The sequence below is a fragment of the Streptomyces sp. RK62 genome, assembly GCF_018070255.1.
Taxonomy (GTDB): domain Bacteria; phylum Actinomycetota; class Actinomycetes; order Streptomycetales; family Streptomycetaceae; genus Streptomyces; species Streptomyces nigra.
Genome location: NZ_JAGPYD010000001.1, coordinates 87,193 through 112,718 on the forward strand (window position 1 = coordinate 87,193; position 25,526 = coordinate 112,718).

The following is a 25,526-nucleotide window of genomic DNA, read 5'->3' on the forward strand; positions in this document are numbered from 1 at the left end:
CGGGGCCGTACGGATGACTGTGGTGCGGCGGGCGCGGGACGCTGGGTCCTCGTCCGTCCGCGTATAAGTGGGGGTGTCGCCGGAGCTTAAGTGGGCTCCGGCACCAACTGGCCGCCCGCGAGCCCCCCGCTCACGAGCCGCGCCGTCTCCTCCGCCAAGTCCCTGGCGCGCCGCGCCTGTTCACGCAGCGCTTCCACGTGCCGGAATGCTTCGCCGTACCGGCGCTGCTCCTCCAGCGGCAACAACGGTACGCGCAGTCGGCCCGGTGTGAGGTGGAGTGTGGAACTGCCGGTCGACGCGCCGGCCAGGTTGGCCTCGGAGCTGAGGAAACCGAGGAGGAACCAAGGGTCCAGCCGCGCCGGGTCCGGACGGAACAGGTGAAGCCCGGTTCCCAGGAGGGCACCGGCCTCGGCCTCGCCCGCCACTCGCGCCATGGGGCCGCTGCCGCCGACCAGGCTGCGGACCAGGACGTCGCCTTCGGTGATCTCTGGCATCTGCTCGGCCTGGAGTTCCAGGGAGAGTCCGGTCGGTCCCGTCCCGGCGTTGAAGTCACGGCCGGTCAGGACAGGGCGAGGGTCGCGGCTGTCGCCGCTGCCCGCATCCAGGGCACCCGCCTCGGCCGCCGCCCGCGGTGAGACCGGAACCGCACGCAGAACCTTCAGCGCCCCACCCCGGGCCAGGTCCGACACCGTCGCCGTGCGCCACTCGCGGGCCGAGGCCCCGGCCGCGTCCCACGCCGTCGTGCCGGCCAGTTCGGCCACCGTCCGCACCGCGGCCGACAGCCCTTCGCGAGCCGTGGCGGCCTCGCGGGCCAGATCCTGCGGATCGATGTCCGACTGGGAGGCCCGCACCTGCCGGGCGGGTGTCACGTCCACGACCTCGTCGAGCAGGTCGACCACGCTCACCGCCCGTGCCACACCGGCCTGCGCCTCGAAGCCGTCCGGGTCCTCGGCGTACGCCGTCCACGCGGAGAGGATCTGCTCGGTCACCCGTGACCAGTCCACCGAACCCGAACGGGTTGCGCCCCGCCCCGGCGTTGACGGCTCGCCCACCGGGTCGACGAACAGCACGCTCTGGTAGGCCGGCCGCGTCGGTTCGGGGCGTTGCAGCACCCACAGCTGCAGGCCGATGTGAAGCGGGACCGCCGCCCCTGGCGGCAGGGCGGCGACGGCACGCAGCGCGCCGCTCCGGATGAGTTCGGCGCGGATACGGCGGCCGGAGGAGCGGGACGCCGTAGCCGGCGGGAGGAGCAGTACAGCGTGGCCGCCCGGTTCGAGGTGGGCCAGTGCGTGCTGGATCCAGGCCAGCTCCGACTCGGCACGGGGCGGGAAGCCGTATGCCCAGCGCGAGTCGTAGGCCAGTTCGTCGTGTCCCCAGTCCCGGTCGCCGTAGGGCGGGTTGCACAGCACGGCGTCGACCGTGAGGTCGGGGAAGGCATCGGCACGCAGGCTGTCGCCCGTGCGCACGGTGACCTGTGCGCCCCCGCCCGCCGTCAAGGTCACGCCGACCGCCGTGCGACGCGCCTGGACCGGCACGCTGTCCTGCCCGTACAGCTCACGCGCGCCCCGTGCCGCCGCAGCCGTCAGCAGGGTGCCGCTGCCGCAGGCCGGATCGAGGACGCGGGCCGGGTCGCCCGAGACCAGGCCGGCCATCAGGTCGGCGAGGGGGGCGGGGGTTCGGTAGGCGCCGCTGGCTGCGCTGTCCTCCAGTTCCCGCTCGGCGAGTACACCCAGCGCCGCCTGTGCGCCCTCGTCGCGGACACAGAGCAGCAGAGCGCGCAGGACGTTGGTGTCGATGTGGGTGAACCGGACGGACTCCGTCTCCGGGACCACGTCCGCCACCCCGGCGGCGGCCTCGTTCGCCCGCTTCACCAGGTCGGCGTCGGACCCCGCGAGCAGGTCTGTGAGCTCGTCGGCGGGGCGGCGGGCCGCCGCCAGGACGAGGACGAGCAGGTCGGAGGCACCCGCTCCCGCCGGCTCGCGGAGACGCAGGGTAGTGCGCAGTTCCCCGCTGGGTGTGGCCGCCGTGTGCTGTCCGCGGGAGGCGAGCCAGGCACGGACCTCTTCGAGGTCGTAGAGCGGGCTGCTGTCGGTGCCGCCCGAGGGCGCGGGGAAGTCGTCGTGCCGCCGGCGCCAGTTGCTGACGGTGGCGCGCGTGACGCCCGCGATACGGGAGATCTCGGCGGCTGTCACCTGGGCGGATGGTGTGGAGGGCTGCGACATGGGTGGTCCTGGCTCCGATGGTCGGCGTGGTCACACCCTACAGCACCCGTCAACTCTGGCAAGCTGATGGACAATGCTTTCACGGTCATGCTTACATGGAATCGCTTCCGCCGGTGAGCAGTGCACCGGTGGTGTGAAGCACACGTACCTGGCCACAGCCATGCCTCGAAAGCCCGGCCCGCGTCTCAGCTCCACCTCGGGACAGCGGCGAAGTACCACGCCTACCGGCCTGTCGCCGGGCCATCGATCACCATCAGGGGGGAACCCATGCGCCTGACCATGCCGAGCGGCATCCCGGAAGGAATCCCGCTCACCGTCATGCCGTTCCGGGAGGACGCCGTCATCGGCACCATGTCCCTCGCCACGCTGGTGCGGCTCGTGCCGTCCCCGCGTCAGGAAGAGGACCCGCGCGTCCTGAAGGCCGCCTCCGGGCACGACCGCCGCCGCGCCGAACTGCGCGCGACCGTGCAGCGGACGCTGAAGTCCCAGAAGGGAAAGAACATCCCGGACTACGCCGAGTACATCGCCGCCGGCATCCTCGGCAAACACGGCTCGGCCTGGTCCACGCCGCCCATCACGCTCTGGCACCCGGGCGAGGTCGCCGCGATTAGCGACGAACTGGTTCCCGGCTCCGGCCTGCGGACGCTGACGGCGGCTCCGGACGCCATGGTGATCGCCGTCGACGGCGAGACCCAGACCACCGCCTGGCACGACATCTACCGGGACCCGGAGGCCTTCGGTCTCACGTACACGGAGCTCAACCAGCGAGTCCGCATCCCCTTCGAGCTCTACCTCGGGATCTCTCCGGCGGACGCCCGGCAGATCTTCTACGACCGCAACGTCAAGGGCGTCGACGTCGCCAAGAACCTGGCCATGTCCATGGACCAGCGTGACCTGGCCACCCGCCTCGCCTACACCGTCGGTGAGACGCTCGAGGTCGAGTCGGACGGGCAGCGGATGCCGTTCGGCAAGCTGGTCAACGCCGGGAAGCGGCAGCTCACCAAGTCCGACAAGGAGGTGCTGACGCTGTCCGCGCTGCGGGCGCTGATCGTCACCACCGTCTTCGGTAGCAAGGGTGTCCACTACTCGGCGGCCAACGTCCACGAGGGAGACCTGCCGCCCAACACCGACGCCGACGAGGTGGCGACGGTGGTCGTCCGCCTCGTGTCCCGGCTGATCGCGGACCACTTCCCGGACTTCGCCCGGCGCAGCGCCATCACCGCCCCGGCCGTGATGGCGGGCCTCGGCATCCTGCTTCACCGTGCCACCCCGTGGTGCGCCCCCGATGTCGCCGTGAACTACGAGTCGGTGGAGCGTCTGCTCGCCGACGTCCGCTGGGAGCGCGAAGCCCTCTACTGGGACGGCGTCTGCGCCACCGTGGGCGCCTCCGGTCGTCTCAACTTCAGCGGGGGTGTCAGGGACTCCGCCGGCCGTGTCGCCGGCGCGCTCCTCGATCCGGCCGGCGACCTGGGCAAGAAGATCCGCGGCGTTCGTGGCTGAACGGGTCTATATCAGGGACCTGTTGACGCCTTGATCTTCTCGGTCGAGCACCGCCCGAACGAGGCCCTTCACATGGGCACGGCCCCTGGCTCCCGCGTATCCGGTGTCTCGGGGCCGTGACCGAAGGGCGGCCTCAGTCCGCCCTTTCCACACAGACAAGGAAACGACCATGAACACCCCGAACATCGCCGCAGCGCCCCGACCGTCGATCGCGACGACCCCGGCTCGCCGGCGCAAGCCCCTTGTGGCCGTGGCCGTGGCTGCCGCGGGCTGCCTCCTGTCCGCCTGTTCCGGTGTCAGCGGCACCGAGACCGACTCCACGCCGAAGGGGGCCACGGTCAGTGCGTCGCAGGACGACCAGAGTGCCGAGGAGGCGGCGCCGGACGACGTGGACGACACCGAGGGCGACACCTTCACCGTCGACCTCGACAAGACCGCCACGTGGAACAACGGCGTCAAGGCGCACCTGGGCAGCTTCGGTCGAGGCACCTCCGGCGAGTACGCCAGCCCGTCCGGCAAGGCCTACCTGTCCTTCTCCGTCACGGTGCGGAACGGCTCCAAGTCCGCCCTCGACCTGAGCATGATCAGCCTCTCCTGCCCGGAGGGTGCCGAGCAGGTCTACGACACGGACGCGGGATTCGGCGGTGCGCCGGACACGCACCTCCTGCCGGGCAAGTCCGGGACCTGGAAGGCGGCCTGCGTGTTCCCCAAGACCGCCAAGGACGCCCAGATCGAGATAACGCCGGCCGACACCTCGGACTCCGGTTGGTACCGCACGGCCATCTTCACCGGACAGGTGAAGTAGCCCCGACCGCAGCGGCTTCCCCGACCTCCGACCCGCCTGAGAGGACACCGCCGTGATGGCAGAACACACCGAGCTGATCCGTCGCCTCGCCGACGACTTCACCGCCCTGGAGGAGGCCGTTCTCCGTCAGGTGAACGGGGTCGGCGCACCGGAGACGGCGGCGGCGCTGGAGGATCCCGCCCTCGTCGGCCCCGTGACCGTCGTCCTCGCGCACGCCGACGTCCTCGCCCGCGGGGCCGTACGGCGTGCGGAGCTGGCGGTACAGCCTCCCGAGCGGCTGCGGCGCCTGCGCGCGCAGGCGCGCACGGTGCGACGGGCACGGTCGCATGCGGAGGCCAGGTACAAGAAGGAGCGTGCCCGTCGGCTCGGCCGTCCGCGGCCGGTGGAGCCGCTGGAGCTGAGAGTCGTGCGCGTGGCCTTCCCCTCGTCGTTCCATGAGTTCCTGCGGCAGGAACTCCGTGGCAGGGGGCTGCCGGACGGCTCGCCGCACGCTCCGGAAAGCGACCTCGCCCGATGGGCCTGGGAGCGGGCGGCAGCCGACCGGGCCGTGCCGGAGGCGGTACGCGAACTTCTGGACCGCGACGACGAAGCGTTCGTCCAGGCACTCCTGCTCGACGCCAGGGAGGAGGAGAACCCGCTCCTCCCGCACGACGCGGTGGTCGAGCGGTGGAGCCGCCACACCCGCACGGCATCGGCCTGGGGGCGTTACGCGATCGGGCGGGCGGAACGGGACGTACTCGCCTGCCCTCCGACCGCTCGGTGTGCACGACTTGACGCGCTGGATGATGCCTACCAGGACGCCGCGGTGCTCGCCGCCCGGTCGCGCGAGGCGCAGCTTCGGGTGACCGATCTCCATGACCGGATGCACGCCTGTGTGGCATCGGCGCCTTTCGCGGAGGTCGTGGCCCAGTGCCGTGCCGGTGCGTTGGCGCGATTCGAGCACACCCAGCCCGAGGCGTGGCGGCGCGTCCGGGACCTCACCGTGAAGCACCAGACGGACTGTTCCGAGCAGGCCGACGGCTGCCGGCGTTGTCACGGGAGTCTCGCCCAGGTGATGGCCGACGAACTCGCCGGACGGGACGAGGGCGGGGAGGGCGAGCTCTCGGTGCCGTCGGCCTCGGCTCACGACGACCGGTACGCCCTGCTCGCCGACCTTCCCGACACCGCCGTCGTGGCCGTCGCCGACGCCGCCCTGGGGGAGGACTCCGCCGTGTGCGGCTACGGCTGGGCCTCGGAGACGGGGAAGGCCGGGCACGGGGACTCCATGGCCGCGAGCAGCGGTGAAGCGGAGGTCATCGGTATCTGCGCCGCCGCTCTCAGCCTCCTCGAACGCCACCAGGGCGCGCTGGTGGTCCTTCTGTGCGACAGCACCGAGGCCGTCGACGCGGTTGACTCCGCCCTGAAGGCCGCCGATCCCGGAGCCGCCCACCGCACCCTTCTGTTCCCGGAGAGCCGGGAGCTGATGGCTCGCCTGGTGCGCCACCGTGACCGCGTCCAGGTGCGCTGGCTGAAAGGTCATGTCGGGCACGACCTCAACGAGATCGCGGATGCCTGCGCCCGTCTTGCCCTTCGCCGTGCCACGGGACGCATTCCTGCCTCTATGGCAAAAAAGGAGGCGGCGCGGATTCTGCGCACGTTCGGTTCCGCGCAACGCCAGTCGTCGGCCGCCGCATAAGTCCGCTATCCGGCACGGCGGTTGCCCCGTCATTGACGGACTTCCTGGAGGAAAGGCGCCCCGCGTTCATGTTCCTCGTCGCCCTGCGCAAGTCACGGCAATGCCGGCCCGTGTGCCCCGGCACGCTGCCTACCAGCACAACGATTGACGTACTCCACACTTCAACCACATCATCTACACAGGTAATCTTCGATTTCAGGGTGCACGGATCTCCGCGTCCTGCGGGTCGGTGGAGCTCTGCGGCTGGTGCGAGGGAATCACCGATGGTGAGGCTATGGCCATATCTTTCGGATGATTCCTCGAGCACCCACGGGGTGCCAGTAAGAAATGGTGGGGGGATGAGTGGGGGGCCTCGCGCGTTGTGTGCCGTGGCGTCACGTCTGGGTGGCGCAATCGAGGGCTGAGGCCGAGGGGTGTCACGAGCGGCACGCTTGACGGCCGTTCAGAGTGACACGGAAGACCGTTCCATGCCGGGGGCTGCATCAACAGGGCATCGGAACAACTCTTTTGGGGACAGAGTGGATCATTCTTATCAGGTGTGGCAGGACGTGCTGGCCGAGGAGTTCTTCGGACGGCAGCACGCCGGCCATCCCACGGTGTTCTACGTCGATGACGACGTGGAGCAGGAGCTCAGGCAGGGCTACGGCCTGGAGGAGCCCCTCGCCGAGTGTGTCGGCAGGTTTCTGCGGTTGGGGACGGCCGAACCGTACGAAGCGCTGGAGGCTTACCGCTGGCGCAGGCGTCAGCAGGACAAGGACGACATACCCGCGTTCCTGCCGTTGCTGGCCTGCTCGGTCGTGGCCGCGTCCCGGATGGTGAACGACCGGAACCACCGGGCCACCGCCTACCACGCCCGCTTCTCGACCCTGCTGACCGGTGACGAGAGGCAACTGGGCAGCGCCCACTACGAGCCGGTGTCCCGTATGTGGCAGGTGCTGGCCGCCTGGCAGCGAGAACAGCACGGTGCCCGGGGCCTGTGCACCATTCCGCTTCCGACGGACCTGCCGTCCAACCGGAGCATGATCGGATTCGCCCAGTCCCAGGCCCTCATCAGCGGCAGGGACCGGTCCTTCATGCCGCGGTTCTTCCGCTCGCTGCGCGAGCACGGTACGACCTGGCCGTTGCCGGGAGAGACGCTGCTCGCCCAGATCGAGATCCGGGGCATGGAACGGCACTTCTCCAAGGGCTTCCGCAACGCCCTCCAGGAGGAGGAGTTCCGCCCGCTGCTCGCGAAGCTCATGGGCAACTACGCGGCGTCCTGGGACGGTTCGGACGAGCTGGTACCGACCGGGGTCGTCCGGGCCGAACTCCTCGTACGACTGGACGCGGGGCGTCTCGGATGGGTGGCGCGCCTGCGGTCCCCCGAGCGGAAGAGCCGCGTCGAACTGAGAGGCGGCGTCGTCCTCGAACAACTCGGCGACACCGCCTACTACGAGGTGACGGGGCTGCCCGAACCCGGCGCGGGCACCCTGACCAAGGGCATCAGACGCGATGGCGACCGCCTGGTGCTCAGCCGCCCGCCGTCCCCCGTCCTGGTGCTCGCACGCGATGACGTACTCGGAGTCTGGGCCACGACCGACGGCTTCCGCCCGGGAGAACCACACGTCGTGCTCGCCGCGCCGACCGCACAGCGGGATGTGCAGCGACTGCTGGACAAGGCCGCGACCACGGGCCGCAGCGCCGACACCAGCAAGCTCAGCTGGGTGCCGCAGGGCTGGTCCCTGCACAAGCCCGTCACGTTCGACGACGCGGTCACGCTGCGCAGGGCGCTCCACGAGGTCCAGGGAGCCGTCGGCCTGCTGCAGCCGCCGGCCCAGTTCAAGCTCCGCCTGGAGGGCGGGCTGAAGCTGGCGCCTTCGCTCCACTCCCACCTGTACCTGACAGGGGGAGAGCCGCAGGTCGTCCTCCCGGACGAGGTGGAGGGCACGGGCGTCCTCCTGGTCGACGGCAAGGAGCGGAGCGAGCTGCGGAAGGCGATCGCCGCCGGTCGCGCCGTTCCCCTGACAGGCCTCCGGCTGCAGCCGGGACGTCACACCGTGAGCTACGCGGGCGTGGAGGTCGAGTTCGCCACCGCCGAACAGGCCGACGTCGAGCCGAGGATCACCAAGGTCTGCGGCTTCGCCGTAGCGGCCGGCAAGGCGTCCGAGTCGCCCGCGCTCCTGGAGGAGCGCGCTCTGCCCACCGGCATCGTCGGCGCCGACTGCACGGGTGCGGCGTCCGACCACGCAGCCGATCGTACGGAGTTGTGCCGCCGGGAGGCGGACGAGGTGCTGTTCGCGGCGGCCGACGGACGGCTGTGGACGCTGGAGGCCCCGGAACAGCCCGGCTGGTGGACCGAGCGGCTTCCCGACACTCCGGCCCCCCTCCGCTTCGAGGCCGACTTCCACGGCATCGGCGGCTGGCTCCTGGAGCGCCGCAGCGGGCGATGGAGGGGAACCGCTGTCGACCCCGGTGCGGCGAACCCGGCGCCCACAGCCAACCCGCGGGCGTGGGCCCGCGCCGTCCTCAACGCCCAGCAGGTGTCCGACGATCCCGCGTGGGCCGGTTACGTGCTGGTCGCGAAGGAGCTCGACCGATGACGGAACCCATGAACGGCGGCGGACTGGGCGGCCTTCTGCTGCGCTGGCTGAGCGAGAGCCGCAGCGGCAGGGCGTCCGTGCTGCGTGACGGTGTGCGCGGACAGGCACGGGCACGTGGCTTGGAGCTGAAGGAGTACGCCGAGTGGGACTGGATGCGCGGGGCCGCCGCCCTCGGCTTCATCGACCTGGACCTGCATGCCGACCGCTGGTCGGTGGCCCCACCGGTGCTGACCAGGCTGCCCCACGCCGACGGTCTCGCTCTCCTGACCGGTGCGCGCACCGCGCGGATCAGCGCGCGCGTCGCCGAGGCGGCGGGGGAGTGGATGGAACTGATCACAGCCCCTCACCGGCCGGACGCCGGTGAAGTGCCGCTGCCGGACACCCTTCTGATCCAGTACGAGGACGTGCGCACTCTTCGGGAGACCGCCGAACTCCTCGGCGTCCGCTACGTGCCGTGCGCCGCCCGGCAGCTGGCCGGACTGCTTCCCGAGGCGGAGCTGGGGCCGGAGGCCGCGCCGCCGGGCGGGAGCACCGCCAACACGCTGGAGAAGTACGAACCGCGCCTTCAGCGGTTCGTGCCCGTGGACCGCGACGGCGAGGACGGCCTGTACCGCTGGCGTGGCGCCGACTACGCGCGCCTGACCCGCGTCCGCCGCGACGGTGTCTTCCACGCGGTGGAACGCGAGACCGGCATCTACCTCGAGCTCGCCCGCCATCGCACCGGAGCGATGCGCTGGCGACCCGAGTCGGGCCGGGGCCGTGCGGGCGTCGGCAGGCTCTTCGTCGACCGGTACGCACCCCTGCCCGCGCTGCACGAGCGTGCGGCCGTCCTGTGCAGCGGCTTCCCGCCCTCGGCGAGCCGGCAGGCGCAGACCCGCGCCTACGACAACGTGCCCCGGGCGCTCGCCGAGGCGATCGCCGCCTCACTGTGCCAGCACCTGGAGATCATGCCGCGACCGGTGGCCACCGCCGGCGGGAGGACCAAGTGAGCGACGACGAGAAGACAGCGGCCGTGACCGGCATCGACGTCCAGGACGTCCTGGGCACCTTCGACGACCTGCGCAGCGCCCTCTTCCGGTACTACGACACCCCGTTCTGGGTCGACGACCCCTCCGTCATGGCGGAGCGGCGCGGTCTGCTGAACCGGGACAACGGGGCCTGGCGGGACCCTCTGATCGAGCTGCGCCCCCAGTACGCCTCGCGGGGCATCGGCATCGCCGAGTCCTTCGCCGAAGCGGGGGCGCACCCGGACGCCGCCGAGTTCGCCCGGTTCACCCTCCCCGAGGGCGTGACGAGCCTCTACCAGCACCAGCACGACGCGCTGGTCGCCGCGGGACAGGGCAAGGACTTCGTGGTCACGGCGGGCACCGGGTCCGGGAAGACGGAGTCCTTCCTGCTGCCGGTCCTGGCCGACCTCGTCAAGGAGTCCTCCGACTGGACAGGCACCCGCGCGGCGCAGCCGGAGTGGTGGAAGGGAGAAGCCGGCTTCGTGCCGAGCCGACGCGGCGAGCACGGCCACCCCGCCGCCATGCGGGTGCTGATCCTCTACCCCACCAACGCCCTGGCCGACGACCAGCTGGTGCGCCTCCGGAAGGCCCTCGACAGCAGCGAAGCGCACGCGTGGCTGGACCGGAAGCGCCACGGCCACCGCTTCTACTTCGGCCGCTACACGGGAGCCACCCCCGTCTCCGGCAGCCTCGACTCCGAACCGGCGAACTTCCGTCTCCGGCAGTACCTGCGAGAGGTCCAGGACCGGCAGCGCAAGGCCGACGAGAAGCTCGGCGAGGAGCTGCGGGCGTTCATCCCGCGCCTCGGCGGAGCCGAGATGCACGCCCGCTGGGACATGCAGGCCGCGCCGCCGGACATCATGGTCACCAACTACTCGATGCTGAACATCATGCTGCTCCGCAAGCAGGAGGAGCACATCTTCAGCACGACCCGGAAGTGGCTGGAGGAGACGCCGGACGCCCGGTTCACCCTGATCCTCGACGAGCTCCACATGTACCGCGGCACGGCCGGCACCGAGGTGGCCTACCTGCTGCGCAACCTGCGTCACCGCCTCGGTCTGGACCGGACGCCCGAGAAGTTCCGCGTGATGGCGGCCTCCGCGTCATTGGAGGCCGGACGCGACGACGAGTTCCTCGACGGGTTCTTCGCCCTGCCCGGGTCCCGTCGCGTGATCATCCCCGGCAGGGCCAAGGAGATCCCCGGTAAGGGCGACCTCGCCGCACACGCCGAGCGCTTCGCCCGCACGGCCGAGGAGTCCGTCACCCAGGAGGACGCCGCCGCCCTGGCCCGTGAGACGGGGCTCGGCCCGGCGCTCCAGCGGGCCCTGACCCCCGGCGGGAAGCCGCGCGCACTGCCCGCCCCGGACCTGGCGAAGGACCTCTTCCCGGACGCCCCCGCCGACCGGCGCCAGCACGCCCTCCACGGCGTACTGCGGATACTCGGCATCGCCCAGGGCCCCGAACTCCCGCAGCTGCGGGCGCACTTCTTCTTCCGGAACATCGAAGGCATCTGGGCCTGCTCCGACCCCCGGTGCCCCCACATTCCCGTGGAGCACGGACCCGAACGCAGAGTCGGCCGGCTCTTCGCCGAACCCACCTCCCGGTGCACCTGCGGGGCCCGCGTGCTGGAGCTCCTCTCCTGCCAGGCCTGCGGCGACCTCATGCTCGGCGGTTACGCCAGCCCCAAGGACACCCGCAAGCGCAAGTTCACCGGCGCCCTGCACACCGACTTCCCGGATCTCGACCTGTTGCCGGACGAGGACAGCGGCGCGCCCACCGCGGCGAACTACGTCGTGTACTGGCCGCGCCCCAAGGGACTCGGTCTCGACGACGCCGCCTGGCACGCGGGCCTGTCCGACGGTGGACCCCAGGTCGAGTTCGCGTTCCGTCGCAGCGCCTACCAGCCGGTCACCGGCCGTCTGGTGAACCGCGACGTCCAGCACACCGGCTGGTCGTTCCACATCGCTGTGCCCATGGACAAGGAGGGGAAGAAGCCCGCCTACGACCCGGCCCGGCTGCAGGCGTTTCCCACCCGCTGCCCCGCCTGCGGCGACGACTGGGAGATCAAGTACGACCGGGACGGCCGCTTCGTGCCGCTCGAGTCGCCCGACCGGCTGCGCAACGCCCCCGTCCGCAGGATGCGTACCGGTTTCTACAAGATCAACCAAGTGCTGGTGACCGAGGCGCTGGGCCACCTGCCCGACGGACAGCGCAAGGCCATCGCCTTCTCCGACAGCCGCGACGACGCCTCCGAACTCGCCAGTGGCCTCGCCCTCCGTCACTACCAGGACCTCCTTCGCCTGCTCAGCGCCGAAGCAGTCGCCGGCCAGGGCGACCCGTTCGCGGACCTCCAGCTGGTGAAGGCGTACTACGCGAAGGAACCCGTGGATTCCGGCAGCGTGCGCGCCGCCATGCAGCGGACGCGGGACCGCGATCCGGCGAACTGGGGCCGCCTGAAAGCCATCCTCACCGACGACCTCGACGCCGAACCGGAGCTCCTGCCCGATCTCGAGCGGAAATTCTCCGCGCTGCCGTCACTCGACGACCTGGCCACGGATCTGGAAGGCAGGTTGCTGCAACACGGCACCAACCCCGCCGGCCCCTTCGCCTCACTTCAGCAGACCTCGGCGGAGCAGCCCTGGACCATGCTCTTCAACTGGGAGCGGGACCGGGAAGCCGTCGCGGAGACCCAGGCGCAGCAGGAACTGCTCGACCGCCTCCGCATGCGTCTGCGCCAGGAGACGGTCGGCAGCCTGTTCTCCGGCGGCGGCCGTGACTTCGAGTCACTCGGGCTCGGCTGGCTCTGTCTGCGTGACGACCGCTCGCCGACCGGGATCAGCCCGGACAGCGACCTGGCAGTGGCCCGGGCGAGTCTGCGCATCCTCGGCCTGATGCGCCGTTTCAGCAGAATGCGCGGACCCGTTCAAAAGCCCCCGGCTCCCCTGAAGCGCTTCTGGCAGAAGGTCGCCGATCGTCAGGGCATCGACATGGACGCGGTCATGGACCGGGTGCTCGGCGTCTGGAAGGACGCCGTCGTCGAGTACGTCATCAAGCCGGAGAAGGTGGCACTGCGTCCGGCGGACAACAAGACCTGGACATGCCCTGCCTGCCACCGGCCTCACCTCCACCCGGGCGTGGGGCTGTGCACCAAGTGCCTGACCGCCCTGCCTGCCGAGCCCCAGCAGTACAGCGGGGTCTTCGAGGACGACTACTACGCCTGGAAGGCCGCCCACCGCACCGGGGACTTCCCTCTGCGCACCGCGGAACTGACCGGACAGACGGACCGCCTGGAGGCCCAGCGCCGGCAGAGCCTCTTCCAGGACGTCTTCCTCGGCGACAACGACGTCCCGCAGGCGGACGGGCTGGAACTGCTCTCGGTGACCACGACCATGGAGGCCGGCGTCGACATCGGGCCGCTCAACACCGTGATCATGGCCAACATGCCGCCCACCCGATTCAACTACCAGCAGCGGGTGGGCCGCGCGGGCCGGCGGAACAGCCCGGTCGCCGTGGCCCTCACCGTCTGTCGTGGACGCAGCCACGACGAGCACTACTTCGCCCGTCCCGAAGCGATCACCAACGATCCCACTCCGCCGCCCTACCTCGTCCTCGGCATGGCCTCCGTGTTCCGGCGGGTCCTGCTGGGTGAGGTCCTCCGTCAGGCCTTCGCGCCCCTGCAGCCGGAGGACCGCAGGAAGGGCCCGGACATGACGAGCAACGTGCACGGACAGTTCGGTCTCGCCGCGGACTGGCCGACGCACCGTCCCTCGGTCCGCCGCTGGGTCGCGGAGCACCCGCACCTGATCAGGGCCGCCGCCTCGGCACTCCAGGCCGGCACACCGGAGACCATCACCGCCATCGACCCCGTGGCCACCGTCGACGAACTGCTGGACCAGATCGACGCCGTGGCAGGCGAGGCCGTCGGGCACTCCGACCTCAGCCAGCGCCTTGCGGAGGCGGGCCTCCTGCCCATGTTCGGGTTCCCCACGCGCTCCCGGCTCCTCTACCGGAGCATCCCGAAGAAGACCTTCCCGTGGCCGCCGGCCGACTCCGTCAACCGGGACCTGGCCGTCGCCCTCACCAAGTTCGCGCCGGGCAGCGAGACGCCGCAGGACGGCCGCCTGCTGCGTTCCATGGGCGTGGTCTCCCTCGTCCCGAGCGGCCGTGGTGTGAAGGCGGCCGAGGAACCCTTCGGACCGGAACGGCTCGTCGCCATGTGCCGGATCTGCTCGCACGTCGACCCGACGGCCGCCATCGACCCGGAGAGCGGAAGCGCGGGCTCCTGCCCCGCCTGCGGCGCCGAGAACAAGTACTACAAGGCCGTGCCGTTCAGGGAGCCCGCCGGGTTCCGGGCCGCGCCCGAAGCACGCGACTACGACGGCTACCGGGAGTTCGGCTCCCACGCCACCAGCGCGCGGACCGCCACGGACCTGGAGAGGACCGCACCGCGCATCCACCGGGCCGCCGACGACTGGATGGTCGTCCACACCGGCAGCGGTGACCGCTACATCGTCAACACCAACGCGGGCAAGCTCTTCCGGTTCGCCAAGAGCCAGGCGCCCTGGTTCGGGTACCGGGCCGTGGAGAACCCGAAGGCGGACGCCGACCTGGAGATCGCCCTCGGCGCCACCCAGCACACCGACATGCTGTTCATCGGAGCCAAGGGCGCACTCGACACCGACAGAGGACTCCGCTTCGACATCTCCAAGTCCCAGCAGATCGACGGCTTCCCCGAGGCGTACCACGGCCGGCGCGCCGCCTGGTACTCGCTCGCGGCGCTGCTGCGCCGTGCCGCCGCGCCGCACCTCGACGTGCAGCCGGAAGAACTTCTGAGCGGCATCCACGGCTCGGACGCTCCGGTGGCCGCCCCCGTCATGGCCTACCTGGCCGACAGCCTCGACAACGGAGCCGGTTTCAGCACCCACCTCGGTTCGGAGCACCACATCGAGGAGTTCCTCCAGGCGGTCGACCGGTACGTCCAGGATCTGGAGGCCGATCACCACGCACTGCACTGCCGCAGCTCCTGCTACGCCTGTCTGCGCGACTACTCGAACATGCGGCTTCACCCGCTGTACGACTGGCGGCTCGCCCGGGACCTCACCGACGCCCTGCGGGGCCGGGAACTGCGGATCCCCCTGGACGAGCATGCCGGGTTGCTGAAGGGCTGGGCGAGCGAGGACGCCACGGTGGAGGTGACGGAGACGGCCGCAGGGCCGGTGGCGCTCTTCACCTCCGAGTTCACCGGCGAGCCCGTCGCGGTGGTCGTGAAGCACCCGCTGGAGTCCGCCACCGAGGAATGCGGGACCGAACGGCTCCAGAAGCTGAGGGGAGAAGTACGGGCCGATGGGCTCGCCGACCGGGTCGTCTTCGCCGACTCCTACAGCCTCGACCGGACGCCTGCCGCGGTGATCGAGCAGGTGCGCACCTTCGCGGAGGAATTCTGATGACCACAGGCACCCTCGGCGGGAGCCAGGACGAGCAGGCGTCGCGGGAGGAGCTGCGGCAGCGTGAGATCGCCCGCCGCCTCGCGCTGCGCCGGGCCCGCGGGCAAGGGCAGCTCGGTGCGGCGGCCCCGCAGGCCGCGGAAGCCACCGACGTCCCCGCCCCGGTCGCCCCGCCGCCGCAGCCGAGTATTCCGGTGACGGCCGAACCGCCCGTTCCTGAGGGATTCGCCGACCGGGCGGCGTGGGAACGCGCCCGATCCTTCGCCGAGATCACGATGCCCGACGTGCTGAAGGGGGAGGCCGGAGCAGTCACCGCACGGAGTCTTGCCCTGGCAGCCGCCGGAGCCGCCTCGCGGATGGACGACCCGGTCGGCGGCGTCTCGCTGCTGACCATGGCCCAGGACCATGGGCTGGACGTCCTCAGCAGCCGGCTCGACGAGCGTGCGCGGGCCCTGCTGGCGGACAAGCCGCTGCCCCTCCCCGGTGAGCCGGGCGGCATGTGGCAGACCTACCAGGACGACCGTCGCCTCATGGACGTCAACCTGCCCGCACCCCGGCAGCGGGTTCTGCTGGCGACGCTTCCCCGGCCGCTGCTCGACGACTACATCGACGAGGAGTGGATCAGCGCGGTCCCCGAACGTGACGGCACCTCCCGCGCCGCCTATTTCCGGGCCCGCCTGGACCCGGCCTCCCTCAGCGACGAGGAGATGGACCTGCTGGCGTGGCCCCTGGAGAGGGAGCGCCGGGAAGCGGGTCCCGGAACGGAGCCGGGACCCGGATGGCCCGAGGACTGGCGTCTCCTGGTGAGGTTGCAGGCCAACGACGCCAGGGCGGTGGCCGAGGAATGGACCGACATCCTCCCGCCGACGCGGAGACTCCTCACCGCCCTGCGCGAGGTACAGCGGACCGGCGAGGTCCCGGACGACCTCGTCGCCGACGACGGGCTGTGGCTTCTGCTCGAGCGGCTCCGTCCGCAGGTGTACAGCCGGGGCAACAAGAGGTTCAACAGCTGGATCGGTGTGCGGACCATGCTGAGGGCGGTCCGGCAGATGCACCATGCCGCTCTCCGCGGTGACGTGGAGACGGCGGAACAGCGGCGGACGGCCGCGTTCGCCGTGGCCGGGAGACTGCGGCACCACCCTCAGCCCGCCCGCTGGGAGGCGCAGAACATCCAGGCGTACCTGTGCGTCGGGCAGGGCGTGGCGGAGTCCCTCGGTCTTCTGGAGCGGGACGCCGAGGGACGTCCTCCGGTGGCGGAGCAGCTCGGCCAGAGCGCCCTGACCGCTCTGCGGAGGAACCGGAGCCTGCTTGAGGCTCTGCAGCGCCGCACGGACCGCGAACTGCCGCCACTCAACCCGTACCTGACGCTCGGCGTGCCGGACGGAGCGGAGGACTGGAAGCGGACCTGGCGTGCGCTGAGGAAGGAACTCGACGACGCCGGGCGTGCCCAGATCAACCGTGCCAAGGACATGATCGAGGAGGCGGCCCGCAGGCAGCGCGAGGAGCCCTGGTTCGCCGTGCCGCTCACCCCGCACCGCTGGCAGGACCCCACCGCCACGAGCCACCGTCTGGAGCTCCCGCCCGAGCCCCTGCAGAGGCTCACCGAGGAGCCGACGGACAGCGACCGCGAGTGGTCTCGCACCGAGGCGGCGCGAGAAATAATCACCAAGGCGACAGAACGCCTTTCCCCGGCTGCCGATGACGTCGCAGCCCCTGAAGATGCAGAGAGCAGCACATCGTGAGGAACAAGGCCGGTCGAGCCCGCAGGGATTCAGGAGCCAGTGACGGATCCCCGGAGAGGCGTGGGCGAGGACCGAACAGCGGGAGCGCGCGGAGCCGCGGTGAGCGTCGGGCTGTCGAGGCTGCTCCGTGGCGGAGCCAGGGAAGCGATCTGCCCGAGTTCGAGCCTGGGGCACTGGATGCCGCCGCGATTCTGAAAGCGGTCAACGAGGCGCTCCTGCCCGTGGTGGAGAAGGAGTTGGGGGAGGCCTCGGAGCGACTCGGAGCGACTCTGGCCGAGCAGGGGACCGGGGCCGACCTGATCTCGGTGTTCCGGGCGGAGTTGCTGCGCCGGGTGCTTCCCCAGTTCACGGAAGCGGTGCGTGCAGGTGTGATGGAGGGCATCCGCACGCGACAGATGCACCTGGCTCAACTCGCCGTGCTGCACAGGCAAGGACTGGAAGCGAAGACGATGCAGGTCGTTCTGACTCGCCTGGAGCACGAGGCGGCGAGGGCCGGTCTGCAGATCGTCGGCGACGAGGGCGACCACGCGCTGTTCAACGTGGTGGAGGAACAGCAAGGCGTGATGAAGAAAGGACCGGTGACCTTCGAACTCGTGGTTCCGGCCTATGTGGACAAGGAGTCCGGGAAGGTCGTCGAACGAGGATGGCTCCGAGCCGTGCCCAAGACTCCACCACCGGTGCCGGCGGCGGACAAGACGAAGCCCGGGCAGAAGCGCAGGGCCATGCACACGGAGACGAGCAGCAAGCAGAAAAGGGACGCCAAGGAGAGGGCCGGCGATGCCCAGCCCAGGAAGAAGCCCCATCGGGGGCAAGGGCCCGGCGGTCCGTCGCGGGAACGCACGGAGACACGGCGCACGACGAGCCGCTCCGAAGCAGACAGGCCAACGACCTCTGCCGGATCCAAGGCAGCGGAGGGTCAGCCGGCTCGTAAGGGCGGGCCGGGTGGCGCTGCCGCACCGCGGCGCGTGACGACAGACGGCCGTACGCAGCAGGAGCAGGGTTTCAAGAAGGCGCTGCGGGCCGCGGCCGGCAAGCAGCGGGGGCAGAGGGGCACGCGATGACTTTCGGTATTGACTTCGGCACGAGCAACTCGGTGGTCGCCCATTGGAACGGTCACGGCGTCGAGGTGCTGCCCGTGGACGGCGACAACGTGCCCGCCCAGTGGCAGATGCCGGAGTTCCAGCAGCTGTTCCCCTCCGTGCTGTCCATGCGCGACCTCCAGCGCACCCTCTGCTTCGGCTGGGAGGCGAAGACCGGCACCAGCGAGCCGCTCGACGCAGTGAAGCGCATGCTCGGCACCCGATCCGGTGCCGAGAAGGACACCGACGGACTCGAGGTCGCCGCCCAGCTCGAGGAGCACCACGTCTGGGTCGGCTCGGAGAAGTACCACAGCACGGTCGCGGCCGCTTCTCTCTTCAGCCGCATGAAGGAAGGTGTGTCCGGCCAGCTGCTCGACCTCTCGGACGCGGTCGTCACCGTCCCCGCCAACGCCACGGGCGGCGCCCGCTACCGCACCCGGGCCGCCGCGGCGCTCGGCGGAGTGAAGGTCCGGGCCCTGCTCAACGAACCCACCGCGGCGGCGATCTCGTACGCCCACGACGTCCCGGTCCCCGGCCGCTTCCTCGTCTTCGACTGGGGCGGCGGCACCATCGACGTCACCGTCCTCGAGTACGACGACGGCCTCTTCGAGGAGCAGACCTCCCGCGGCATTACCGCCCTCGGTGGTCTGGAGTTCGACAACGCGCTGGCTCGGCTGATCCAGCGGAAGATCGGTTTGAGTGCGGAGCACCTCACCAAGGCGGAACGACGCCGATGGCGCCGGTCGGTGGAGCTGACGAAGATCGCCCTCTCGTCCGTGCCGGAGGACGGGGCGATCTTCTTCGACCTCCCGGTCGGCCTTGCCCCGTCGATCTCGAAGCGCGAGGTCAAGATCACCGCGACCGAGTACACCGAGGCGATCACCCCGCTGATCACCCGCGCTCTGGAGCCGGTCCGGCAGGCGCTGGAGGACCTGGCGATCACCCCGGAGGCCATCGACTCGGTGCTGATGATCGGCGGCACCTCGCAGATTCCGCAGGTGCGCCATGCTGTCGGTGAACTGCTGGGGCACGACCGCATCGTCGACAGTGGCCTGTGCCGGCCCATGACAGCTGTGGCCCGAGGTGCGGCTATCTACGCGGCGTCCCTGGACGGGGACCTCGGGGACGAGAGCGACTTCTCCCTGGTCACCAGTTACGACCTGGGCACCGCTGTGAGCGCCGGGGGACAGAAGGGCTTCCGCGCGATCATCCGGCGCAACGCCACCCTCCCCGCCGAGGGCTCGGCCACCTTCCTGCCGGACACGCCGGGTGCCTCCTTCGTGCGCGTACCGGTCATCGAGGGCGAGATCGGCTACCCGGCCGACAGTGACCGTTCCTTCCCCCTGGCCAACATCGAGGTGCCTCTCCCGACCCGGGAACAGGACACCGGCAAGAACAAGATCGAGATCAGGTTCAGGTACAACGAGAGCGGCATTCTGCACTTCACCGCCACCCACGCGGCCACCGGCAAGCTGCTCGCCGAGCGCGAGATCGACTCCTTCGGACCCGACGGCACGCCGCTGCAGCACGGTCTCGAGGACGAACTGACCCGCCTCCTGGCCCACACCGTTCGCCCGTTCGCCGATGGTTCCTCCCCTGTCCGGCACCTCTCGGCGGCCGAAGCGGCGAACGCCCGCCCGGCGCCGATCGACGTGTCCGTGCGCGTCGTGGAGGCGGATCCCGCGGTCACGGTCAACGGGGAACCGCAGGGAGTGGTGACGGGAGGGCTCTGACCCGCCGAGAGCCGGGACCTCCCGCCAGGCGTATGAGGGCTCCGGCCTCACGGTCGGGGTCCTCGTCACGCCTCCGTGCCCCGCCCGGCCCGCCGAGTGGCCCCGCCCTGAGCCGCGCCCGCTTCCCCGGTCGCTGATACTGAGGAAATGGGCAAACTAGGGCGAATCGCCCCAGCGAGCCGACAGGGCGACCGTGTGCCTTCCGAGGCCGGGCCACCGGAAGCCGGCCCGAAGGCGCGTCACCCTTCGGCCCGTCGACGTCTGCTGTCCTGGCGCAAGCCGCGCAGCGTCGCCGGTCAGGTCTTCCTGCTGCAATTGGTGGTCGTCCTGCTGCTCATCGCCACGGCCGTGGCCGCGCTCGTGATCCAGGACCGCAATCGCGCGCTGCAGGAGGCCAAGGACCGCTCGCTGGTGGTGGCCGAGTCGTTCGCGAACGCCCGGGGCACCGCGGAGGCCATGGAGAGCGACGACCCGACCGCAGAGCTGCAGCCCCATGCCGAGGCCGTGCGCAAGAGAACCGACGTCGACTACGTCGTGGCCCTGAGCCCGTACGGCTTCCGGTGGACCCATCCGGACGAGGACCAGATCGGGAAACACGTCTCCACCTCCTACGGCAACGCGCTCGAGGGCGAGCCCCACCAGACCACCTTCGACAGCAGCCTCGGCAAGGCGGTCGACTCGACGGTGGCCGTCTTCAACGACAAGGGCACGGCGGTCGGACTCGTCACCGTCGGGGTCACCGTCGACAAGGTGACCGGCGTGGTCCAGGACCAGCTGCCGGTGATCTTCGCCGCCGGCGGTGTCGCGCTGCTGCTGGCCGCGGGCGGATCCGCACTGGTCAGCGGGCGTCTGCGGCGCCAGACCCGTGGGCTGGGGCCGGTGGAGATGACCCGGATGTACGAGCACCACGACGCGGTGCTGCACGCGGTGCGCGAAGGCGTGCTCATCCTCGACGGGGACGGCGGGCTGCTGCTGGCCAACGACGAGGCCCGCCGGCTGCTCGCCCTGCCGCCGGACGCCGAGGGCCGGCCCGTCGCCGACCTCGGGCTCAGCCCCGCCCTCGCCGAGCTGCTGGGAGCGAGCCGGGCCGTCACCGACCACGTCGTCCTCGCCGGGGACACCCTGCTCGCGGTCAACGTACGACCGGTCGGCCCCCGCGAGGGCTGTGTGGCCACCCTGCGCGACACCACCGAGCTCCGCGCGCTCGCCGGGCGGGCGGACGTGGCGGGCGGACGCCTGCAACTGCTCTACGAGGCCGGTACCCGCATCGGCACCACGCTCGACATCGGCCGTACCGCCGAGGAGCTGACCGAGGTGACGGTCCCGCGCTTCGCCGACTTCGCCACCGTCGAACTCGTGCAGTCCGTCCTGCACGGCGACGAGCCCACCGGCGCGAGCACCGAGATGCGCCGGATCGCCGTCGCCGGCATCCACGACGACGCGCCCTTCCGCCCGGTCGGAACGCCGCTGCGCTACCGGGAGGGCAACCCCGTGACCACCGGAGTGACCACCGGCCGCCCGGTCCTCGTGGCCGACCTCGCCGCCTCCGACGGCTGGCGGGCCCAGGACCCGGAGCGCTCGCGGCGGCTCATCGCCTACGGGATGCACTCCATGATCTCGGTGCCGCTGCGGGCCCGGGGCCAGCTGCTGGGGGTCGTACAGTTCTGGCGCTCGGAGCAGTCCCCCTTCGAACCCGACGACCTTTCCCCCGCCGAGGAACTCGCCACCCGGGCGGCCGTCTGCATCGACAACGCCCGCCGCTACACCCGCGAGCACACCACCGCCGTCACCCTCCAGCGCAGCCTGCTGCCCGGCACGCTCCCCGAGCTGTCCGCCCTGGAGGTCGGGCACCGCTATCTGCCCGCCCAGGCGGGCGTGGGCGGCGACTGGTACGACGTCATCCCGCTGCCCGGCGCCCGGGTGGCCCTCGTCGTCGGTGACGTCGTCGGTCATGGGCTGCACGCCGCCGCGACCATGGGGCGTCTGCGGACCGCCGTCCACAACTTCGCCGCCCTGGACCTGCCCCCGGACGAACTGCTCGCCCACCTGGACGACCTCATCGCCCGGATCGACACCGACGCGGCGGCCGAGGGCGACACCGAGGCAGTCACCGGCGCCACCTGCCTGTACGCGATCTACGACCCGGTGTCCGGGCTGTGTGTCCTCGCCCGGGCCGGGCACCCCGGTCCCGCGCTGGTCTCGCCCGACGGCTCCGTGACCTTCCCCGACATCCCCGTCGCCCCGCCGCTCGGCGTCGGCGCGGGCCTGCCCGTGGAGACCGCCGAGCTGCGGCTGGCCGCCGGCAGCCGGCTGGTCCTCTACACCGACGGTCTGGTCGAGGCCCGGGACCGGGACATCGACGTCGGCCTCGACATGCTGCGGGAGGCGCTCGCCGCCACCCGGGACGCCGGTCTGGACGACACCTGCCAGACGGTGCTCGACACCATGCTCCGTACCAGGCCGAGCGACGACGTCGCCCTGCTCGTCGCCCGCACCCGGCTGCTCGACCCCGACCAGGTCGCGGAGTGGGACGTCCCCGACGACCCCGCCGCCGTCCCCCGCATCCGGGCCGAGGCCGGCCGCAGGCTGGAGTCCTGGGGGCTCGGCGAGGCGGCCTTCACCACCGAGCTGATCCTCAGCGAGCTGGTCACGAACGCCATCCGCTACGGCCGCAGCCCCATCGGACTGCGGCTGCTGCGCGACCACGACAGCCTGATCTGCGAGGTCGCCGACGGCACCAGCACCTCACCGCATCTGCGCCGCGCGACCCTCACCGACGAGGGGGGCCGCGGGCTGTTCCTGGTCGCGCAGATGTCCCGGCGCTGGGGCACCCGGTACACCGACCGCGGCAAGATCATCTGGGCGGAGCAGGCGCTCGACGGGGAGGCCGCCGGGGATCTGAGCGGTCTGCTGGACCTGTGAGCACTGCTCAGCGCCCCTCAGGAGTTGTCGTCGACCGTGATGAACGGGATCTTGGCCGGGTCACGGCCGAACGCAGCTCCCAGATAGACGGCCGACAGCTTGGCCAGGGTGCCGTCGTCGATCAGCTGCCTGATGACCCGGTCCAACTCCGCCCGGTTGGGCGACCCCGTCGGGTACAGGGCGCCGTAGCCCTGGTCGGTCCGGTACTGGCCCACCAGGCTCACCCTGCTGCTCTCCTTCTGGGCGTACGGAAGCAGGATCGTGGTGTCGTGGACGACCGCGTCGATCCGGCCGTCCTCCAGCGCCCTGATCATCTCCGGGTCGTTCGCGTACGCGGTGACGGGCTGGACCGGCTTGATGCGGTTCTCCACGAACTCCTCGCCCGTGGTGCCCTCGGCCACGCCGATACGGACGTCGCTGATGTTGCCCTCGTCGATGTTCTCGCCGCGCCGGATCAGCAGCCCCAGGGTGGAGGAGAGGTACGGCGGGGAGAACTCGGCGACCTTGCTCCGTTCCGGTGTGATCGTGATCTGGGCCAGGGCGAGATCGAAGTCCTTGGTCTTCCCGGACACGACCTCGGGGAAGGGCGCGTTCTTCACATCGACCCGGTCGAGTCCGGACCGGTAGGCGATGTTCGCGGCCATGCAGTACTCGTATCCGCTCTTCACGGACTCGGGGGTGTCGCCGTTCCACCAGCCGGGGGCGGGCAGGGTCGTCTTGACGGTCAGGGCCCCGGCCGTCTCGGGCGTCAGATGGAACTGCCCGTGCCGCCCCGAGACCTCGCAGTCGCCGTAGCGGATGTTCGACGACTTCGATCCGTCCTGGTCGCAGGCCGAGGTCACGACGATGAGCGCCCCGCTGACAGCCAGAGAGACGATCGCTGCCGCGGCGCGCATCATTGCACCTCCGGTAGGGGCAAACTGCTGGATTCACCATAAATCACCCCGCCCCGGACTGTGCGACAGCGCCGACCGGCCCTCCGCCGGACAGACCGAGGCCCCCTCACCCGGTGACGGATGCGGGGGCCTCGGCGGTCGTTCAGGGGGCCACGGTGACGGGGGCCTCGTCGGCGGCGGGAGTCGCGGCCGACTCGCCCTCCTCCAGCCGTACGTCCTTCGTCTCCTTGCCCACCAGCAGCGCGACCAGCGTCAGCACCGCCATCGCGGACAGGTAGACGCCGACCAGCCACGGCGAGCCGTCGCCCGCCTCCCACAGGGCCACCGCGATGAACGGGGCGACGGCCGCGCCGAGGATCGAGCTGACGTTGTACGAGATGCCGGACCCGGTGTACCGCATGCTCGTCGGGAACAGCTCCGGCAGCAGCGCGCCCATCGGGCCGAACGTCATGCCCATCAGGGTGAAGCCGAGCACCAGCCACAGGACCACGCCGAGCGTGCCCAGGCCGATCAGCGGCACCCACACCAGTCCGAAGACGGCGATCGCGGCGGTGACCCAGGCCAGGGTGGTGCGGCGGCCGTAGCGGTCGGCGAGCGGGCCGGAGACCAGGGTGAACACCGCGAAGAACACCACACCGAAGATCATCATCAGGACGAAGGTGGTGTAGCTGTAGCCCAGGCCGGGCACGGCGGCGTCCCGCGCGGTGCGGCCGTAGCTCAGCGAGAACGTGGTCATCAGATAGAAGAGCACGTACGTCGCCAGCATGAAGAAGGTGCCGAGGACCAGCTGCCTGCCGTGCGTGCGGACCACGGCCACCAGCGGCATCTTCCGGACCAGCCCGGCCTCGCGGGTCTTCGCGAACACCGGCGACTCGACCAGGCGCATCCGCACCCACAGGCCGATCGCCACCATCACGGCCGAGAACAGGAACGGCACCCGCCAGCCCCAGCTCAGGAAGGCGTCCGAGGGCTGGGACGGGTCGGCACCCGCCGCCGACGGCAGCAGCGCGCCCATGAGGAGGAAGAGGCCGTTGCCGATGATGAAGCCGAGCGGCGCGCCCAGCTGCGGGAACGTGCCGAAGAGGGCGCGTTTGCCGCTCGGGGCGTTCTCGGTGGCGACCAGCGCCGCGCCGCTCCACTCGCCGCCGAGCGCGAAGCCCTGCGCCAGCCGCATCAGCACCAGCAGGGCGGTGGCGACCCAGCCGGCCTGCGCGTAGGTGGGCAGTACGCCGATCAGGAAGGTGGCGATGCCCATCGTGAGCAGCGAGGTGACCAGCGTGCCCTTGCGGCCGAGGCGGTCACCGAGGTGCCCGAAGACGACGGCGCCGATCGGGCGGGCGACCATCGCGGCGCCGAACACCGCGAACGACGACAGCAGGGCCGTCGTCGGGTCGCTGCTCGGGAAGAAGAGCTTCGGGAACACCAGGACGGCCGCGGTCGCGTAGATGTAGAAGTCGTAGAACTCGATCGTCGTGCCGATGAGGCTGGCGACGAGGACACGGGACCGCGAGTTGACGGGCGTTCCGGCGGGGCTGCCGGCAGGACTGCCGGTGGGACTGCTGGTGGGTGCGGACATCACTCGGTCTTTCGAGGGGGGGACGGTCGCGGCGGCACATGCCGGCCGGCCCGCACGGCACCCGTCCCCGCCAGGGGATAGGTGCACAGTGCAGGTAGATCAACACTCGCAGACATCTCATGACTCAGGAAGCACATCTCGCCATGTGAGACGCCTGTGGGGTCGCTGTACGGGTCACCGGGTGGGGCGGGCCCCCGGGAAAACCCATGGCACCGCCCCCACCCCCCTCCCTACACTCACCCCAGGACGCCGCCCGCGACGGGCGGCGCCGTCACGACCGACGACGAGGGGAGACAGGCCGTGCGTGCGCACACCGCCACCGCCGCTCCCCGTTCCCGGTCCCGCC

General features: G+C 71.0%; 13 protein-coding genes. 10 read left to right on the top strand and 3 right to left on the bottom strand.

The window, feature by feature from the left end:
* Positions 1-86 precede the first annotated feature (86 nt).
* Entirely contained in the window at positions 87-2,222 is a 2,136-nt protein-coding gene (locus tag KBY32_RS00345) for an N-6 DNA methylase (protein WP_247688862.1), read from the bottom strand.
* Positions 2,223-2,489: 267 nt separating this feature from the next.
* Here KBY32_RS00345 and KBY32_RS00350 point away from each other — a divergent pair, with 267 nt between their 5' ends.
* From KBY32_RS00350 to KBY32_RS00395, 10 genes are all read left to right on the top strand, one after another.
* Entirely contained in the window at positions 2,490-3,722 is a 1,233-nt protein-coding gene (locus KBY32_RS00350) for a DNA sulfur modification protein DndB (protein ID WP_210978371.1), read from the top strand.
* A 169-nt stretch (positions 3,723-3,891) separates the two neighbouring features.
* Positions 3,892-4,527 carry a hypothetical protein gene (locus tag KBY32_RS00355; RefSeq protein ID WP_210978372.1) on the top strand — a complete coding sequence of 212 codons (636 nt, stop codon included), beginning with the start codon at positions 3,892-3,894 and terminating at the stop codon, positions 4,525-4,527.
* Between the two features lie 55 nt (positions 4,528-4,582).
* Positions 4,583-6,202, top strand: coding sequence for an RNase H family protein (locus KBY32_RS00360; RefSeq protein WP_210978373.1), 1,620 nt, complete (start codon positions 4,583-4,585; stop codon positions 6,200-6,202).
* Positions 6,203-6,720: 518 nt separating this feature from the next.
* Positions 6,721-8,781 carry a hypothetical protein gene (locus tag KBY32_RS00365; RefSeq protein WP_210978374.1) on the top strand — a complete coding sequence of 687 codons (2,061 nt, stop codon included), beginning with the start codon at positions 6,721-6,723 and terminating at the stop codon, positions 8,779-8,781.
* Complete coding sequence (locus KBY32_RS00370; RefSeq protein WP_210978375.1) at positions 8,778-9,770, top strand: hypothetical protein; 993 nt, start codon at positions 8,778-8,780, stop codon at positions 9,768-9,770. The genes KBY32_RS00365 and KBY32_RS00370 overlap by 4 nt, the downstream gene beginning before the upstream one ends.
* Positions 9,767-15,232: a DEAD/DEAH box helicase gene (locus KBY32_RS00375; RefSeq protein ID WP_308293636.1), complete on the top strand. Its 5,466-nt coding sequence runs from the start codon at positions 9,767-9,769 to the stop codon at positions 15,230-15,232. Before KBY32_RS00370 ends, KBY32_RS00375 begins: the two co-directional genes overlap by 4 nt.
* Complete coding sequence (locus KBY32_RS00380) at positions 15,232-16,974, top strand: hypothetical protein (protein ID WP_210978377.1); 1,743 nt, start codon at positions 15,232-15,234, stop codon at positions 16,972-16,974. Before KBY32_RS00375 ends, KBY32_RS00380 begins: the two co-directional genes overlap by 1 nt.
* Before the next feature lie 221 nt (positions 16,975-17,195).
* The gene (locus KBY32_RS00385; protein WP_210978378.1) at positions 17,196-18,035 is read left to right on the top strand and encodes a hypothetical protein; all 840 of its coding nucleotides are present in this window, start codon (positions 17,196-17,198) and stop codon (positions 18,033-18,035) included.
* Positions 18,032-19,786 carry an Hsp70 family protein gene (locus KBY32_RS00390; RefSeq protein WP_210978379.1) on the top strand — a complete coding sequence of 585 codons (1,755 nt, stop codon included), beginning with the start codon at positions 18,032-18,034 and terminating at the stop codon, positions 19,784-19,786. The genes KBY32_RS00385 and KBY32_RS00390 overlap by 4 nt, the downstream gene beginning before the upstream one ends.
* A gap of 195 nt (positions 19,787-19,981) precedes the next feature.
* Positions 19,982-22,708: a SpoIIE family protein phosphatase gene (locus KBY32_RS00395; RefSeq protein WP_308293637.1), complete on the top strand. Its 2,727-nt coding sequence runs from the start codon at positions 19,982-19,984 to the stop codon at positions 22,706-22,708.
* A gap of 17 nt (positions 22,709-22,725) precedes the next feature.
* Here the strand turns inward: KBY32_RS00395 and KBY32_RS00400 are convergent, their stop codons facing one another.
* Together KBY32_RS00400 and KBY32_RS00405 are read right to left on the bottom strand one after the other, a co-directional pair.
* Positions 22,726-23,604, bottom strand: coding sequence for an ABC transporter substrate-binding protein (locus KBY32_RS00400; protein WP_247688863.1), 879 nt, complete (start codon positions 23,602-23,604; stop codon positions 22,726-22,728).
* A 142-nt stretch (positions 23,605-23,746) separates the two neighbouring features.
* Positions 23,747-25,180: an MFS transporter gene (locus KBY32_RS00405; RefSeq protein ID WP_210978382.1), complete on the bottom strand. Its 1,434-nt coding sequence runs from the start codon at positions 25,178-25,180 to the stop codon at positions 23,747-23,749.
* Positions 25,181-25,526: the final 346 nt, after the last annotated feature.